We start from the raw sequence: 15,392 nt of genomic DNA on the forward strand, positions 1-15,392 counted from the left end.
AATTCGCGGAGCCTGCAAATGCCGCCGCCTCAATACTCCTGCGTGTCGTGCTTCAAGCGCACCAATTCGCCATTCAGGAGCGACAGCATCAATTGCACGACCATCTCGTGGACGATTACCGTGTGATGGTTGCCGGTTTCCTGCATCGCCTTGCGCAGGGATTCGCGGACCGCCGGCACGCCCGTGACATCGATCAGCACGTCCAGTTGCTCGCCCAAACGAGCCAATTCCTGGAAGTCGGTGGTGGTCTTGACGCCGCGGTGGCTGGCGAGGCGCATGCCCGGCGCCTCTGCATCAAGGTCGGCCACGCCCAGAAGTTCGACGAATGGGGCGGCCAGCAGCTTACGCAGCAGGGGCGTTCCGGTCTCGCCGGCGCCGACGACGGCGACGCGGAACAGATCGTTGGGCATCGGGTTCGGTCCTTTCCTGAACTGGACAAGAAAAAGGCGGGGAGCCGAAACTCCCCGCCGGAACCCTAGCCGAGCCGCGGTCCGGTTTGACCCGGACGCGGCGTCGCACCCTGAGAAAGACAGCGCCGGCCTTACGACCAGGCGGCCATCTTCTTTTCCAGATTGTCCGACAGCTTGTCCAGGAACTGCTTGGTGGTCATCCACGGCTGCTGCGGGCCGATCAGGATGGCGAGATCCTTGGTCATGTAGCCGGATTCGACGGTCTCGACGCAGACGCGCTCCAGGGTCTGGGCAAACTTGACGACGTCCGGCGTGTTATCGAACTTGCCGCGATAGGCCAGACCCTGGGTCCAGGCATAGATCGAGGCGATCGGGTTGGTCGAGGTTTCCTTGCCCTTCTGGTGTTCGCGGTAGTGGCGGGTCACCGTGCCGTGGGCGGCCTCGGCCTCCACGGTCTTGCCGTCCGGCGTCACCAGCACCGAGGTCATCAGACCCAGCGAACCGAAGCCCTGCGCCACGACGTCCGATTCCACGTCGCCGTCGTAGTTCTTACAGGCCCAGACGAAACCGCCCTCCCACTTCAGGGCCGAAGCGACCATGTCGTCGATCAGGCGGTGTTCATAGACCAGACCCTTGGCCTTGAACTGGTCGGCGTAGCTCTCGTCGAAGATCTTCTGGAAGATGTCCTTGAAGCGGCCGTCGTAGGCCTTCAGGATCGTGTTCTTCGTCGACAGATAGACCGAGTAGCCGCGCTCCAGGCCGTACATGAGGCTGGAGTGGGCGAAGCCCTCGATCGACTCGTCGAGGTTGTACATGCCCATCGCCACGCCGGCGCCGGGGAAGTCGTAGACTTCATGCTCGATCTTCTCGCCGCCCTCGGCCGCTTCCCACTTGATGGTCAGCTTGCCCGGGCCGGGAACGACGAAGTCGGTGGCCTTGTACTGGTCGCCGAAGGCGTGGCGGCCGATGATGATCGGCTTGGTCCAGCCCGGGACGTAGCGCGGAACGTTCGAGCAGACGATCGGCTCGCGGAAGACGGTGCCGCCCAGGATGTTGCGGATCGTGCCGTTCGGCGACTTCCACATCTTCTTGAGGTTGAACTCCTTCACCCGCGCCTCATCCGGGGTGATGGTCGCGCACTTCACGCCGACGCCATACTGCTTGATGGCGTTCGCCGACTCGACGGTGACCTTGTCGTCGGTCTTGTCGCGGTTCTCGATGCCGAGGTCGTAGTACTTCAGATCGATGTCGAGGTAGGGCAGGATCAGCTTGTCTTTGATGAACTGCCAGATGATGCGCGTCATCTCGTCGCCGTCGAGTTCGACGACCGGATTGGCTACCTTGATCTTGGTCATGGGTGCGAGATCTCCCCGAACGGGTAAGGGCGTTGTCATTCCTTGGGAGCCGGGCGCGTCGTCCAGCGGGCGCTTGTTGCCAGGGAGCATGCCGCATGGGTGGCTCCCCGGTACCCCGGGCGGAAATCAATCGCGGTTATATAGCATCGCCCCGTGACGGAAAGGAAGGTACGGCGGCGGCTTAGGCGTCGATGTCGCACGATTCCGCTTGCAACGCGGCACTGCAGCCGGCCATGATGGTCAATTGGTATTACCGGTTGGCCGGATTGCGGCTTTCCAGAGGCCGGCAGCCGATCAAAATGCGCTGATCAGCTTCCTCCACCGTTCAGGTCGCCGACTCCGGGGTGTGTGCAGGCCGGAGCTTACGCCCAGTGCCGACGGTTGCCTCGATTCCTGCCGACGCGTCTGCCAGATGGCGTTCCGCATTCACCATGTAGTCGCGGGTCAGCGGCACCGCACCCAGGGTGCGTGCGACCTGCACCTGGAACACCATGTGTCCCTGCAGCCGAAATGCCAGTTCCGCACCTACCAGGTAAAACTCCCACATCCTGCAGAAGCGTTCGTCATACAGCGCCTTTGCTTCGTCCCGCCGCGCGTCGAACCGGCTGCGCCAATGGCGCAGGGTCTCCGCGTAATGCATGCGCAGCACCTCCAGGTCGGTCGTGAACAGTCCGGATCGCTCGATGACCGGCAGCACCTCCGACAGGGCGGGGGAGTAGCCACCGGGGAAGATGTATTTCCGGATCCACGGATTGGTGGCTCCAGGTCCTTCCAGCCGGCCGATGGCGTGGACCAACGCCACGCCGTCATCGTTCAGCATGTCGCGAACGGCGTCGAAATAGTTGCGGTAATGCGGCACGCCGACATGCTCGAACATGCCGACCGAGACGATGCGGTCGAAGGCGGCCGGATGGGCGGTGGCGAATTCGCGGTAATCGCGCAACTCGAAGGTGACGCGGTCAGCCAGTCCCGCCTCCTCGGCCCGCCGCTTCGCCACCTCCAACTGTTCAGAGGACAGCGTGATGCCGGTCACCCGCGCGCCTGAGTGCCGGGCGAGATAAAGCGCCATGCCACCCCAGCCGCAGCCGATGTCGAGCACGCGCATGCCCGGCACCAGCAGCAGCTTCGCCGCGATGTGGCGCTTCTTGGCCTCCTGCGCGTCGTCCAGCGATAGGCCCGGCTCTGTAAAATAAGCGCAGGAATACTGCATGTCGCGGTCCAGGAAGAGTTCATAGAACTGGCGCGACAGGTTGTAGTGATGCTCGACGTTCTGCCGCGAGCGCCGCATCGGATTGTATTGCTGCGCACGGCGCAGAAGCGGCGACAGCGTCTCGACGGCGCGGCCGAGCGCTCCCTGCACCTCGCTGCCGCTCATCAGCATCGACAGCAGGTCGTAGATGCTCCCGCCCTCGACCGACAGGCGGCCGTCCATATAGGCTTCGCCGAAACGCAGGCGCGGATTGATCAGCAGGTCCCGCTCCACAGCGCGGTCGTGGAGCCGCAACGTCAGTTTCGGTAGGCCGGAGCCGATCCGATGGTGTTTCCCATCGACAGTGACGAGATCCAGGGTTCCGTCGCCCATGGCGGCGGCAAGCAGACGAACCAGCAGCATGCCGAACTCCTTCCGCGGTGCCGAAATCAGCATGGCGCCGGGGCAGGGGGGCGGCAATCCGTCAATCGGTCAGGACTGCTACCCAAATCGGGCATTGCGGATGTATGCGTGCCGGCCGGAATATCGCTTCAGTGGCGAGGCTGCTCCGGAATGCGGAAAGCCGCCCGGCCCCTGTTGGGACGGGCGGCTTCCGGACGAGCGGTGCGACGGTGCCGCAGCGGCTCCAGACCTTGATCCGGTCCGCCGGCGGCAGAAGGGCTATCAGCCCTCCTCTTCCTCGGTCGCGGTCTCTTCGACGAAGGTCTCTTCCTCGTCTTCGTCATCGCGCAGGTCGGCGGCGGTGATCATGCCGCCGCGCTGGGCCTGCAGTTCGGCCTCTTCGGCCGAACGGGCGACGTTGACCGTGACCGTGATCGACACTTCCGGGTGCAGGACGACGCGCAGCTTGAACAGACCCAGGGTCTTGATCGGGGTGTCGATCTGGACCTGCTTGCGGTCGGTCTTGTAGCCGGCGGCGGTCAGCGCGTCGGAAACGTCGCGGGTGGTCACGGAGCCGTACAGGACGCCGGTCTCGGCAGCCTGACGGATCACGACGACCGTCACGTTGTCCATCTTGGTCGCGACATGCTCGGCGTCCTTGCGGCGCTCGAGGTTCACGGCCTCAAGGTGGGCCTTCTGCTTCTCGAAGACGGCCAGGTTCGCCTTGGTGGCGCGCATGGCCTTCCGCTGCGGCAGCAGATAGTTGCGGGCGAAGCCGGGACGCACATTGACGACCTGGCCCATCTGGCCGAGCTTCTCGACCCGCTCCAGCAGAATAACTTCCATCACTCGTCCTCCTGACCGGGGGCCGCGGGGGAAAACCGGCGGCGCAGCCCGATCCATTGCTCGATCATGCCCAGGCCGACCAAAAGCAGGATCGGCCACCCGAAGAGAAACAGCATCATGTAGAAGCCAACCAGGATCAGCGTGCGCGCCGATCGGCTGCTGGCGAATACATGAACCACCGAAAGCCCGGCGAAGGCGAAAGGAACCGCCAGGATCAGCGCCAGATTGACCGCCAGGAACCCGACGGTTCCCGGCACGACCGAAGCCGCCGCGACCGACACCGCGAACAGCGGCGCCAGCCAGTTGGGCAACTCCAGCTCGGCCAGACGCATGGCAGGGCGCCGGTTGCGGCCGAACCGCATCAGCGCCCCCTGCGCCAGCACCGCGTTGACGATCGTCATGACAAGCCATGAGACCGCCACCAGTCCCGGCAGGACGGCAGCCACCCAGAATGCCTCGGGATCCGGGGCCTGCTGGCCCTGCATGCGAAACGCCGGCTCGACGACTCGAGCCAGTGTCTGCCGCATCAGCCCTTCCAGCCCACCGGGCTGTCCGAGCGTCAGGATCACCGCGGCGAGCAGCGCCGCCACGCCCATCCCGGTCAGGCCCATCAGGACCCGGCCGGGCGGATACCATTCCAGGGTTCCATCCTCTCGGGAGCGCGCCAGAAGCGACTGCCTCACCACCAGGATCGCCGGGGCGGCCCCGGTCACCAGATAGGACAGCGCCACCAGCATGCTGCCGGATGTGCCCAGCAACACCGCGGCGGCGCCGGCCAGGCCGGCCACCGTCACCGCGGGCGCCCCCAGCCACAGTCCCGTGAGGAACAGTGGCAGGGGGGCCAGATAGCCCAGGATCAGCGCTCCCATCCCGCCGAACATCACGGACAGGTAGAAGAACGCGCTTATCAGACCGCCGCCGACGGCGACCACCAGCGGAACGGCCGGACCCAAGGCCATGAAAACCCCTTGACTGCCTTCACCGAAACCCTTCGGCCCTTTGCCGGGCTTACTTCACCACGTAGGGGAGAAGGGCCAGGAAACGGGCGCGCTTGATGGCGCGGGCCAGTTCACGCTGCTTCTTCGTCGAGACCGCGGTGATGCGGCTCGGGACGATCTTCCCGCGCTCGGAGATGAAGCGGGACAGCAGCTTGACGTCCTTGTAGTCGATCGCCGGAGCGTTCGCACCCGAGAACGGGCAGGTCTTGCGGCGGCGGAAGAACGGGCGGCGGGCGCCGCCGGTGCGGGCGGGAGCGCCCGTGGTCTGCTTGTCGGACATTTACGCGGTCTCCCCTTCGGCGGCGGCAACGTTTTCCTGGCGGCGCGGCGGACGCGGGCCGCGGTCGTCGAAGCGACGCGGACCACGGTCGCCACGGTCGCCGCGCTCACCACGCTCGTTGCGGCTCTGCATCATCGCCGACGGGTTGGCATCGAGGGCGTCGACACGCACGGTCATGAAGCGCAGCACGTCTTCGCTGATGCTCATGTTCCGCTCCATCTCGGCGACGGCGGCAGCCGGCGCGTCGATGTTGAAGAGGGTGTAGTGACCCTTGCGGTTCTTCTTGATCTTGTAGGTGAGGGTCTTCAGACCCCAGTATTCGCTCTTGGCGATCGTGCCGCCGTTGTCGCGGACGATCTGGGCGAACTGCTCAGAGAGCTGCTCGGCCTGGGCGGCCGAAATGTCCTGGCGCGCGATCAGCACGCACTCGTAAAGTGCCATTGCACTCCCCATGGCTGTTCATGGTCCGGCGCTGCGCCCCATCCCTCATGGATCGGTTCAGCCGCCCGGGCCTAGCCGACGGCGGACCGCCGGCAAGGAGTTATGAAGCGGCGCAGTATGCACAGGCCGACGGTGGTAGCAAGCGAAAATCCGGCCGTTCCTGCTGCCACCTTCGAAAATCTATCCTCTTTCTAGGGAACCGGCCGGGTCAGCCCGGGCGCGCCGCTTGCTCAGTGCGCTGGGTAGGCCGGGTGCAACGGTGGATATCGCGCGGGATAGCTTCAGCGCATTTGACCGAAGTGCAATCGACCGGCGCAGGCGCCATGTTCCGCAAGCCGTTCAAGGCGGAGCTTGCGGTTCGGTCCATCCGGCCCGGCCGGTCCGCCGTCGGCGACGTCAGCCCGGTGCCCGGAGTAGCCATGCGCAAGAACCTGTTACCGTATCATGTGGTGGAGTTGCGGGGGCTGGCCTGCATCCTGCTGGTCGCCTACCATGTGGTCGGCATTCCCGGGGCTGGCATGCAGGTGGCGGACGGATCGATCTATCGATACGCCACCGACAGCTTCGAGCTGATTCGCATGCCGCTCTTCACCTTCATCTCCGGGTTGGTCTATGCCCTGAACCCTGCCCGGGTCGAGCGGCTGACGACCTTCTTCCTCAAGAAGCTGCGCCGGCTGGGCTTCCCGTTCCTGGTCGTGTCCGCTCTCTTCTATTTCCTGCAGACCCACGCACCCGGTGCCAACGGGACCTACGTCCCCGATTCGATGTGGCGGATCTACGTCTTCCCCTATGCCCATTTCTGGTACCTGCAGGCGCTGTTCCTGATCTTCTCCGCGGTGGCCTTGCTCGATGCGGCGAACCTGATGGACCGGCCGGGCAGATTCGCACTGGCGCTGGGGGTGGCGGTGGCCGCCTGCCTGACCGTGCATTTCGACTCGAATGTCCTGTCGGTGAACGAGGCCTTCTTCCTGTTGCCGCATTTCCTTCTGGGCGTCGGGGTGACCCGCTTCCGTGCGCTGGTGCCGCGCAATGTGCTTCTGGGTGGCGCCGGCATGGCGCTGGGGGTGGGGGTCGCGCTGCACCAGACCTCGCTCTGGGGGTATCTGCCCCATTTCGGCTGGAACAGCAGCGTTGCCCTGCTGTGCGGCATGGGCGGAGCGGTGACCCTTCTCCATGCAATGCCGTCGAGCCGGGTCTTCCGCATGGTGGGGGCGTCGTCCTACGCAATCTATCTGCATCACGCGATGTTCGCCGCCGGGGCCCGCGTGCTGCTGCACCGCATGGATGCCGGGGACGGGGTGATCTTCTGCGTTGCGCTGATCTCCGGGCTGGTCGGGCCCATGGTGTTGGAGGCGCTGGCCCAGGTGAGGCCCTGGACCCGGGTGGCGCTGGTCGGCAAAGCCTGATCGTCCGCCCCCTGATCTCCCCGTGATCAGCCCTTGATTTGTGCGCTTTGTTTGCAGCGCAGGAAACAGCGCAAGACCCGGCGGGCAACGCCCGCGAACAACCCCGTCCACCCGGCGGTTTTTCGTGGGCGTTCTGCCTTATTACGTGGCGTTTTATCGTGCCGTTGGCGCTCTGGTCATCGCGCGTCGCTTGACTTGCTAAAAAGTGAGGGTATGACTGTCGCCCAATCCATGGTGCCGCCGCAGGGGCGGGGCGCTTTCATCCAGGGTTTCACCGAAGCATGACCAGGGCGTTCGTCTTTCCGGGGCAGGGCAGCCAGGCCGTCGGCATGGGCCGCGAGCTCGCCGAGGCGTTCGAAGTCGCTCGTCTCACTTTTGAAGAGGTGGACGATGCGCTGAACCAGCGGCTGTCGCGCCTGATGGCCGAAGGCCCCGAGGCCGACCTGACCTTGACCGAGAACGCGCAGCCGGCCCTGATGGCGGTCAGCGTCGCGGTGATGCGGGTGCTGGCGAGCGAGGGCGGGGTCGACCTGTCGAAGCATGCCGCCTTCGTCGCGGGCCACTCGCTGGGCGAATATTCCGCGCTCTGCGCTGCCGGCGCCTTCACGCTGGCCGACACCGCGCGCCTGCTGAAGCTGCGCGGTCAGGCGATGCAGAAGGCGGTCCCGGTCGGCAAGGGCGCCATGGCTGCCCTGCTGGGCGCCGATCTGGACCAGGCACAGGCCATCGCCGCCGACGCCGCCCAGGGCGAGGTGTGCAGCATCGCCAACGACAATTCGGTCGGGCAGGTGGTGATCTCCGGCAGCGCCGAGGCCATCGACCGCGCCATCGTGCTGGCTGCCGAACGCGGGCTGAAGCGGTCGGTCCGGCTGCCGGTGTCGGCTCCCTTCCATTGCTCGCTGATGCAGCCTGCCGCCGATGCCATGGCGGAGGCTCTGGCGAACGTCACCATTTCCGCACCGGTCGTCCCGGTCATCGCCAACGTCACGGCGTCTGCCGTGTCGGACCCCAACACCATTCGCCGTCTGCTGGTGGAGCAGGTGACCGGCATGGTCCGCTGGCGCGAATGCGTTCTCTCCATGAAGGAGCAGGGCGTCGAACGGCTGGTCGAGGTTGGATCGGGCAAGGTGCTGGCCGGACTGACCAAGCGCATCGACAAGGATCTGGCGGCGGTGTCGGTCGGCACGCCTGCCGATGTCGAGTCGTTCCTGAAGACCCTGTGACCTTCGGATCCCTGATACATCAGCCTCGTGAGGCCATCCATGTTTGACCTGACCGGCAAGTCGGCTCTCGTCACCGGCGCTTCCGGCGGCATCGGCGCGTCGATCGCCCGCGCCCTGCACGCCCGGGGTGCTGCCGTCGCGCTGTCCGGCACCCGTGTCGCCCCGCTGGAGGCGCTGGCCGCCGAGTTGGGCGAGCGCGCCTTCGTCGTGCCCGGCAATCTCGCCGACGCCGCCGCGACCGAGCAGCTGTTCAAGGACGCCGAGGCGGCGCTGGGCAAGATCGACATCCTCGTCAACAATGCCGGCCTGACCCGCGACCAGATCGCGATGCGGCTGAAGGACGAGGACTGGCAGTCGGTGATCGATGTGAACTTGACAGCGGCATTCCGCCTGTCGCGGGCCGCCATGCGCGGCATGATGAAGCGCCGCTGGGGCCGCATCGTCAACATCACGTCGGTCGTCGGCGTCACCGGCAATCCGGGCCAGGCCAACTACGCCGCGTCGAAGGCCGGCCTGATCGGCATGTCGAAATCGCTGGCGGCCGAACTGGCCTCGCGCAACATCACCGTCAACTGCGTCGCGCCGGGCTTCATCGCCACGGCCATGACCGACGCCCTGAACGACGAGCAGAAGCAGAAGCTGCTCCCCGTCATTCCGGCCGGCCGCATGGGCCAGCCGGAAGAGATCGCCGCCGGGGTCTTGTACCTCGCGAGCGAGGAGGCCGCCTACGTCACCGGCCAGACGCTGCATATAAACGGCGGCATGGCCATGATCTGATGAGGATCGGACGGGGCGGCATCGCCACGTGTGAAGAACGGCGCCAACCCGGCTCCCTCGCGGGTGCTGGTCAAGGCTGCTGAAATGTGTTATCGGACGGGGCTTTTCGCGGCAGGACGGCACGTTCTTCGCGTGTTGCTCCGACCGGATTATCCCGAGCGGTTTCAAGGATTGGAAGGTCTTAAAAGATGAGCGACATCGCCGAGCGCGTGAAGAAGATCGTTGTGGACCACCTGGGTGTCGAGGAGTCGAAGGTGGTGGAGAACGCCTCCTTCATCGACGATCTGGGCGCCGACAGCCTCGACACCGTCGAGCTGGTTATGGCCTTCGAGGAGGAGTTCGGTGTCGAGATCCCGGACGACGCCGCGGAGAAGATCCTGTCGGTGAAGGACGCCATCGACTTCATCAAGGCCAACGCCGCCGCCTGATCGGGCCGCGGGCATTGAGCCCCCGAGGGCCAGGCAAACCGCACCTGCTTCATCCGCAACGCGGGGCCTGGCCGTCGACGACTTGATCGTCGACATTATTTTCGAGGAAAGGTCAAGGAACAGCCTCATGAGACGTGTCGTCGTCACCGGCCTCGGTATGGTCACGCCGCTCGGCGTCGGCCACACGCTGAACTGGGAGCGGCTGATTTCCGGGCAGTCGGGAATCCGCGGCATCACGGGGTTCGACGCTTCGGACCTGGCCTCCAGAGTCGCCGGGCAGCTCCCGCGCGGAACGGGTGAGGGCGAGTTCAACGCCGACGCCTTCGTTCCGCCGAAAGATCAGCGAAAGATGGATGACTTCATCATCTTCGCGATCGCCGCGGCGCAGGAAGCAATCAAGGATTCCGGTTGGGTTCCCCAGACCGATGAAGAGCGCGAACGGACCGGCGTCATGGTCGGATCGGGCATCGGCGGCCTTCCGGGCATCGCCGACGGCGCCGTGACCCTGAATGAAAAGGGGCCGCGCCGCCTGTCGCCCTTCTTCATCCCGGCCTGCCTGATCAATCTGGCCTCCGGCCATATTTCGATCCAGCACGGCTTCAAGGGCCCCAACCACGCGGTCGTTACCGCCTGCTCGACCGGCGCGCACGCCATCGGCGACGCCGCCCGGCTGATCATGTGGGACGATGCCGACATCATGGTCGCCGGCGGTACGGAGGCGGCGGTCAGCCGGCTCGGTGTCGGCGGCTTCGCCGCCATGCGCGCCCTGTCCACCAGCTTCAACGACACGCCTGAGAAGGCCTCGCGGCCCTATGACAAGGATCGTGACGGCTTCGTTATCGGTGAGGGCGCGGGTGTCGTTGTGCTGGAAGAGTTGGAGCACGCGAAGAAGCGCGGCGCCACCATCTATGCCGAGGTCGTCGGCTACGGCATGTCGGGCGATGCCCACCACATCTCGGCTCCGGCGGAAGACGGCAACGGCGGTTTCCGCGCCATGAAGGCCGCGCTGAAGCGGGCTGGGATGAACCCGTCCGACGTCGATTACGTGAACGCCCATGGCACCTCGACGCCGCTCGGCGACGAGATCGAACTGGGTGCCGTGAAGCGCCTGTTCGGCGATGCCATGGACAATCTGGCGATGTCGTCCACCAAGTCGGCCATTGGCCACCTGCTGGGCGCCGCCGGTGCGGTCGAGGCGATTTACTCGATCAAGGCGATCAACCACGGCATCGTTCCGCCCACGCTGAATCTCGAGAATCCCTCGGAAAGCTGCATGGGCGTGAATCTGGTGCCGAAGGTGGCGCAGGAACGCCGTGTCCGTGCTGCCCTGTCGAACTCCTTCGGGTTCGGCGGCACCAACGCCTCGCTGGTGTTCAAGGAATTCGCGTAAGCGAAGCCCTGAACCGGCGTTGCGATTTACTGCCTTCATGAGGTGAGCGATGGGCTGGGGTCTCCGAATATTCGCGGGGACGCTGGCCCTCGCGGCCGCTGCGGCGGGCGGAGTGGGCGTCTGGGGGTTCCAGCGCTACACGGTTGCCGGCCCGCTTGAGCAGGCAGAAACGGTCGTCATCCCCCGCGGCAGCGGGTTGGAGGCCATTGCCATCACGTTGGGCGACTCCGGCGTGATCGGGTCGCCTCTGGTGTTTGCCGCAGCGGCCAAGCTGACCGGAACCTTCCGCGAGTTGAAGGCTGGCGAGTACCAATTCCCCGCTGGAATCAGCATCGAAGGCGTGTTGGAGCAAATGCGCCAGGGCCGCACCGTGGTGCGCCGCATCACCGTGCCGGAAGGCCTGACCTCCGCCCAGGTGGTGGCGCTTCTGCAACGCGAGACGGTGCTGACCGGCGAGATCGCGAAGCCGCCGAAGGAAGGTTCCCTCCTGCCGGAGACTTACCACTTCGCCTATGGCGACAGCCGCCCTGCATTGGTCGAGCGCATGCAGACGGCGATGACTCAGGCCCTGGCGGAAGCGTGGAAGAACCGGGATCCAAACCTTCCCTATGAAACTCCGCAGCAGGCGCTGGCGCTTGCATCCATTGTCGAGAAGGAGACCGGCGTCGCGGCGGAACGGCCCAGGGTGGCGGGCGTTTTCGTCAACCGGCTCGAATCCGGCATGAAGCTGCAGTCCGATCCCACGGTGATCTATGCCTTGACCGATGGCAGCGGTGAACTGGGGCGGGCACTGACCCGCAACGACTGGAAGCTCGAGTCGCCCTACAACACCTATCAGATCAGCGGCCTGCCGCCGGGCCCGATCGCCAATCCGGGCAAGGCCTCGCTGCAAGCGGTGATGAAGCCGGAACGGCACGAATTTCTGTATTTCGTTGCCGACGGGACCGGCGGCCATGTCTTTGCCAAGTCGTTGCCGGATCACAACCGCAATGTTGCCAAGTGGCGCGAGATTCAGCAGAACAGGCAGCCCGAGCCCGGCGAAACGTCATCGGAATGACGGTCGATGACCGGGGCGGAGGGCCGATAACCATCCGCTTGGTTGCACCTTCCCCACAATTTCGGCAGTCTTTGCATCGCAGCAGACCTGACCACCATTCCCTGGGGAGATGTGATGACCGTGGATGTTGACCAGCGCATCCGTGACCGCGCCTATGCGATCTGGCTGGACGAGGGCTGTCCGGAAGGGCGCGATGCCGAGCACTGGTTTCAGGCCGAGCGTGCGATCCTGGCGGAAACGGCAGCCATTCCTGACCGCTCCCCGGTGATGGCGGTGGTAAAGGCGCCGCGCAAGACGACGAATGCCAGGCCGAAGGCCGTCAAGACAGCCGATCAGAACGGCGTCGAGCCGGAAGCCGTGGCGGCCGAGCCCCCCAAGGCGCGCAAGCCACGGGTCCGCAAGACATAACGGCCTGATCGGACATCGCCAACGCCGCGTTAGGCGGCGTTGGAGGCCTGCGGCAGTTGCAGGTTCGAGACGACCATGACCCCCGCGGTCGAACCATAAGACTTGCGGGCGGCGCGCAGCGCTTCCAGCGCTTCCATCAGGCTTTCTTCGGCAAAGCCCGGGGAAACTCCGGCCAGTTCCCGCTCCGTCAAGTCGATGAAGGCGTCCAGAAGGCGCGCGTGGATGCGGCTGGCCATGCGGACTTCATTGGCGACCATCTGTGCGGGCATGGGTAGCTCCCTTGGTATCGTGTGGGTCTAATGTTCGGGTGAGTGTGTTCTCGGGACCAAGCGTTCCCGCGTGTGGATTAGGCGCGGAATAGGGTTAAAAGAACTTTAAATGCCGGATATCGCCGTTTGGGGATTAAGAATTACCACTTCGGATATTTGGGCAGTTGCGCGTTTCCTGCCGCCTGCCTCAAGATCCGTGCCCTCCGCATCTATGCAATGTGAGGCAACTGCGCAAAACCCCGGCTTCAGTTTGCCTGGAAGCGCGAGACCTGACGCCGCGTCTCGTCGGCGAGCCGCGATAGATGGACCATGGTGGCGGCGATCTCCTCCGACGCCGCGGCGTTCTTCGAGGCGACGGTTCGAACGCTTTCCACCGACCGTTCGATCTCGCGCACTGACGCCTGCTGCTCCTCCATCGCCACGGCGACCGACTGGAAGGCACCGTCGATGCGGTCCACCCGTTCGGCCAGCCCATCCATGCGGCGTCGCGCCTGCTCGGTGACGGCCTTGCCCTCCTCGGCCAGAGCCGCGGCGGTTTCGATGATCTCGGCAATCTGGCGGGCGCTCTCCACGGCATTGTCGGCGAGCTTGCCGACCTCCTCGGCGACCACTTCGAAGCCCTTGCCCTGCTCGCCGGCGCGGGCAGCCTCGATGGAAGCGTTGACGGACAGGATGTTGGTCTTCACCGCGATCTGGGTGATCGCCTCGGTGATGCGGCCGATGCGGCGGCTGTTCTCCGCGATGGTCTGCGACACCCGCAGCAGGCGTGCCATGTCCTCTCGGCCGCGGTCGGCGAAATCCGAGGCGTCCTTCACCATGTCGGAGGCGTCGCGCGTGCTGTCGGTGACATGGGCGATGGCGCGGGCAGACTGACCGACCGCTGTCGCCACATGGTCGAGGTCGTCGGTCTGCTCCGATGCGCCGTCGGAGACATGGGCGATGGCCGTGCTGGCTTGGCCCGCCGCGACGGCCACCTGGGTCGCCTGTTCCCCGATGGCGCGGAAGGCGGCGCCGGTTTCCTGCAGCAGCGCCACCATCTCGCCATAGGCGCCCTGGAAAGCCGGAGTGTTCCCCGTTGCGGCGTCATTCACCGGCTTGCCGGACAACCGGTGCATTTCCCCATGCAGCCCGTGCAGCACCTGGATGACGGTGGCGACGGCGCGGCCGATGGAGCCCAATTCGTCGCGCCGGCCGATGTTGGGCACCGCGACCGTCAGGTCGCCTTCGGAAAGTCGCTGGACCGCTGCCGTCGTGGCGGTGATCGGGCCGGTCAGGCTGCGGGCGATCAGCATCGACAGCACCGCTCCGGCCGCCAGCGCTCCCAATGCTCCGCTCCACAGAAGCAGCACGGCGCGCGACCGGCCTGTTTCCCGTTCCGCGGTTTGGGCGTGGACCAGCTGCGCGACCTGATCGCTGACGGTTGCGGCGGCATCGCGCATCGCCACGCGGGCGGCGCTGCGCCGGACCACGATGTCGGCGACCAGCAGGAATTCCGTTTCCACGCCCATCACGGCGGCGGTCAGCTTCTCCGTCTCCCGCAGGATTTCGGGAGCATTGGAGGCTCTCTGGACATCTCCGATGATGGACAACAGCCGGTCGATGGCGGCGTTGGGCGAATTGCGGCCGGACCCGCCCTGTTCGATCAGATATTGCTGCACGTCGAGCAAGGCGCTGCGGGTTTCCTGGATAAGCCGTCCGGCGATGGTCGTCAGCAGGGCGGAGGACTCCAGCGTCCTCAGAGCGTCCCCATCGCCGGGATCGGCCTTCAGCCGCGCCAGCGCGTCGGTATAGCGGGCCGACTGCTCCTGCGTCAGCGTCTGCGCCACCACCAGGAGGGCTGCAGTCTGCTTGCGGAGCTTCGCCAGACTGGCGAAGCGCTCGACCTCCAGCTGGACCACCTCGTCGAAAGACCTCCGGTAGGCGGCCAGCTTCGCCAGCACGTCCTGCAGCGCATCGGGGGCGACGGCTTGGCCGGGCAAAGCCAGCAGGGCCTCGGCTTCGGTCTTCAACTGCTCGGTGAGTTGGCGTACCCGCCGGCTGGCGGAGGGGTCGACGTCGATCAGATAGCGTGCCTCCTCCTGCCGGGCGCTGAGCAGCAGCGTGTCGAGACGGGAGGTGCGGGCGGCGATCTCCACCTGCGTGGCGTAGGTGTTCAGCCCGCTCCATCCGGCGATGGCGACGGCAAGGGTCAGCAGCAGGACGGTGGCGAAACCCAGGGCGATGCGTGTGGCGATCGACATGCCGGTGGAGGTCCATTCAGGGCCGCGTGGCGGCGGAGCCGGGTTGAGCGGGGGAGGGGGCGGACGAACGGATGCGCCGCATGCGGCATCCGAGACCACCCATTGGAATCACCTTGCTTCGGTTGGGGTGCATCCGGCAAGTCATAAGGGTGGCGTGCGTCGTCTGCGGGTTGTCGCGGGGCGCCCTTGGTCGATCGTGAGGAGCCGTTACCGCAATGTCCTTTCCGGCCAGCCTGCGAGTTCTTCCCCGATTCGGCATCGCCGTCCTGTTGC

General features: G+C 65.6%; 16 protein-coding genes. 7 read left to right on the forward strand and 9 right to left on the reverse strand.

Annotation, left to right across the window (positions count from 1 at the left end; translation table 11 throughout):
• Nucleotides 1-29: 29 nt before the first annotated feature.
• The 7 genes from J2Y49_RS05835 to rpsF all read right to left on the reverse strand — a co-directional run bounded on the left by J2Y49_RS05835 (nucleotide 30) and on the right by rpsF (nucleotide 5,921).
• Nucleotides 30-410: an oxidoreductase gene (locus J2Y49_RS05835; RefSeq protein ID WP_310113159.1), complete on the reverse strand. Its 381-nt coding sequence runs from the start codon at nucleotides 408-410 to the stop codon at nucleotides 30-32.
• A gap of 131 nt (nucleotides 411-541) precedes the next feature.
• Entirely contained in the window at nucleotides 542-1,765 is a 1,224-nt protein-coding gene (locus J2Y49_RS05840; protein ID WP_310113161.1) for an NADP-dependent isocitrate dehydrogenase, read from the reverse strand.
• Between the two features lie 325 nt (nucleotides 1,766-2,090).
• On the reverse strand, nucleotides 2,091-3,377 hold the full coding sequence (locus tag J2Y49_RS05845) for a cyclopropane-fatty-acyl-phospholipid synthase family protein (RefSeq protein ID WP_310113163.1): 1,287 nt from the start codon (nucleotides 3,375-3,377) through the stop codon (nucleotides 2,091-2,093).
• 261 nt (nucleotides 3,378-3,638) lie between these two features.
• On the reverse strand, nucleotides 3,639-4,202 hold the full coding sequence (gene rplI, locus J2Y49_RS05850; protein ID WP_174469753.1) for a 50S ribosomal protein L9: 564 nt from the start codon (nucleotides 4,200-4,202) through the stop codon (nucleotides 3,639-3,641).
• The gene (locus tag J2Y49_RS05855; protein WP_310113167.1) at nucleotides 4,202-5,161 is read right to left on the reverse strand and encodes a DUF2232 domain-containing protein; all 960 of its coding nucleotides are present in this window, start codon (nucleotides 5,159-5,161) and stop codon (nucleotides 4,202-4,204) included. Before J2Y49_RS05855 ends, rplI begins: the two co-directional genes overlap by 1 nt.
• A gap of 49 nt (nucleotides 5,162-5,210) precedes the next feature.
• Entirely contained in the window at nucleotides 5,211-5,480 is a 270-nt protein-coding gene (rpsR, locus tag J2Y49_RS05860; RefSeq protein WP_012974291.1) for a 30S ribosomal protein S18, read from the reverse strand.
• A complete protein-coding gene (gene rpsF, locus J2Y49_RS05865; RefSeq protein ID WP_085089177.1) occupies nucleotides 5,481-5,921 on the reverse strand; it encodes a 30S ribosomal protein S6 in 441 nt (146 codons plus the stop codon).
• A 323-nt stretch (nucleotides 5,922-6,244) separates the two neighbouring features.
• Here rpsF and J2Y49_RS05870 point away from each other — a divergent pair, with 323 nt between their 5' ends.
• From J2Y49_RS05870 to J2Y49_RS05900, 7 genes are all read left to right on the forward strand, one after another.
• Nucleotides 6,245-7,327, forward strand: a complete 1,083-nt coding sequence (locus J2Y49_RS05870; protein WP_310113180.1) for an acyltransferase — start codon at nucleotides 6,245-6,247, stop codon at nucleotides 7,325-7,327.
• Between the two features lie 281 nt (nucleotides 7,328-7,608).
• On the forward strand, nucleotides 7,609-8,550 hold the full coding sequence (gene fabD, locus J2Y49_RS05875; protein WP_310113182.1) for an ACP S-malonyltransferase: 942 nt from the start codon (nucleotides 7,609-7,611) through the stop codon (nucleotides 8,548-8,550).
• Between the two features lie 39 nt (nucleotides 8,551-8,589).
• Nucleotides 8,590-9,327 (forward strand): 3-oxoacyl-[acyl-carrier-protein] reductase, encoded by a 738-nt coding sequence (gene fabG, locus J2Y49_RS05880; RefSeq protein ID WP_310113184.1) that lies wholly within the window; start codon nucleotides 8,590-8,592, stop codon nucleotides 9,325-9,327.
• Between the two features lie 188 nt (nucleotides 9,328-9,515).
• On the forward strand, nucleotides 9,516-9,755 hold the full coding sequence (locus J2Y49_RS05885) for an acyl carrier protein (RefSeq protein WP_014247969.1): 240 nt from the start codon (nucleotides 9,516-9,518) through the stop codon (nucleotides 9,753-9,755).
• A 127-nt stretch (nucleotides 9,756-9,882) separates the two neighbouring features.
• Nucleotides 9,883-11,145 (forward strand): beta-ketoacyl-ACP synthase II, encoded by a 1,263-nt coding sequence (gene fabF / locus J2Y49_RS05890; RefSeq protein ID WP_310113188.1) that lies wholly within the window; start codon nucleotides 9,883-9,885, stop codon nucleotides 11,143-11,145.
• Nucleotides 11,146-11,194: 49 nt separating this feature from the next.
• Nucleotides 11,195-12,202: an endolytic transglycosylase MltG gene (gene mltG, locus J2Y49_RS05895; protein ID WP_310113190.1), complete on the forward strand. Its 1,008-nt coding sequence runs from the start codon at nucleotides 11,195-11,197 to the stop codon at nucleotides 12,200-12,202.
• Nucleotides 12,203-12,316: 114 nt separating this feature from the next.
• A complete protein-coding gene (locus J2Y49_RS05900) occupies nucleotides 12,317-12,610 on the forward strand; it encodes a DUF2934 domain-containing protein (RefSeq protein WP_310113192.1) in 294 nt (97 codons plus the stop codon).
• 29 nt (nucleotides 12,611-12,639) lie between these two features.
• Here J2Y49_RS05900 and J2Y49_RS05905 read toward each other — a convergent pair whose 3' ends face one another.
• Both J2Y49_RS05905 and J2Y49_RS05910 read right to left on the reverse strand, forming a co-directional pair.
• Nucleotides 12,640-12,879: a hypothetical protein gene (locus tag J2Y49_RS05905; protein ID WP_310113194.1), complete on the reverse strand. Its 240-nt coding sequence runs from the start codon at nucleotides 12,877-12,879 to the stop codon at nucleotides 12,640-12,642.
• A 245-nt stretch (nucleotides 12,880-13,124) separates the two neighbouring features.
• Nucleotides 13,125-15,119 carry a HAMP domain-containing methyl-accepting chemotaxis protein gene (locus tag J2Y49_RS05910; RefSeq protein WP_310113196.1) on the reverse strand — a complete coding sequence of 665 codons (1,995 nt, stop codon included), beginning with the start codon at nucleotides 15,117-15,119 and terminating at the stop codon, nucleotides 13,125-13,127.
• Nucleotides 15,120-15,392: the final 273 nt, after the last annotated feature.

Origin of the sequence: Azospirillum sp. BE72, assembly GCF_031455875.1 — a bacterium.
GTDB lineage: Bacteria > Pseudomonadota > Alphaproteobacteria > Azospirillales > Azospirillaceae > Azospirillum.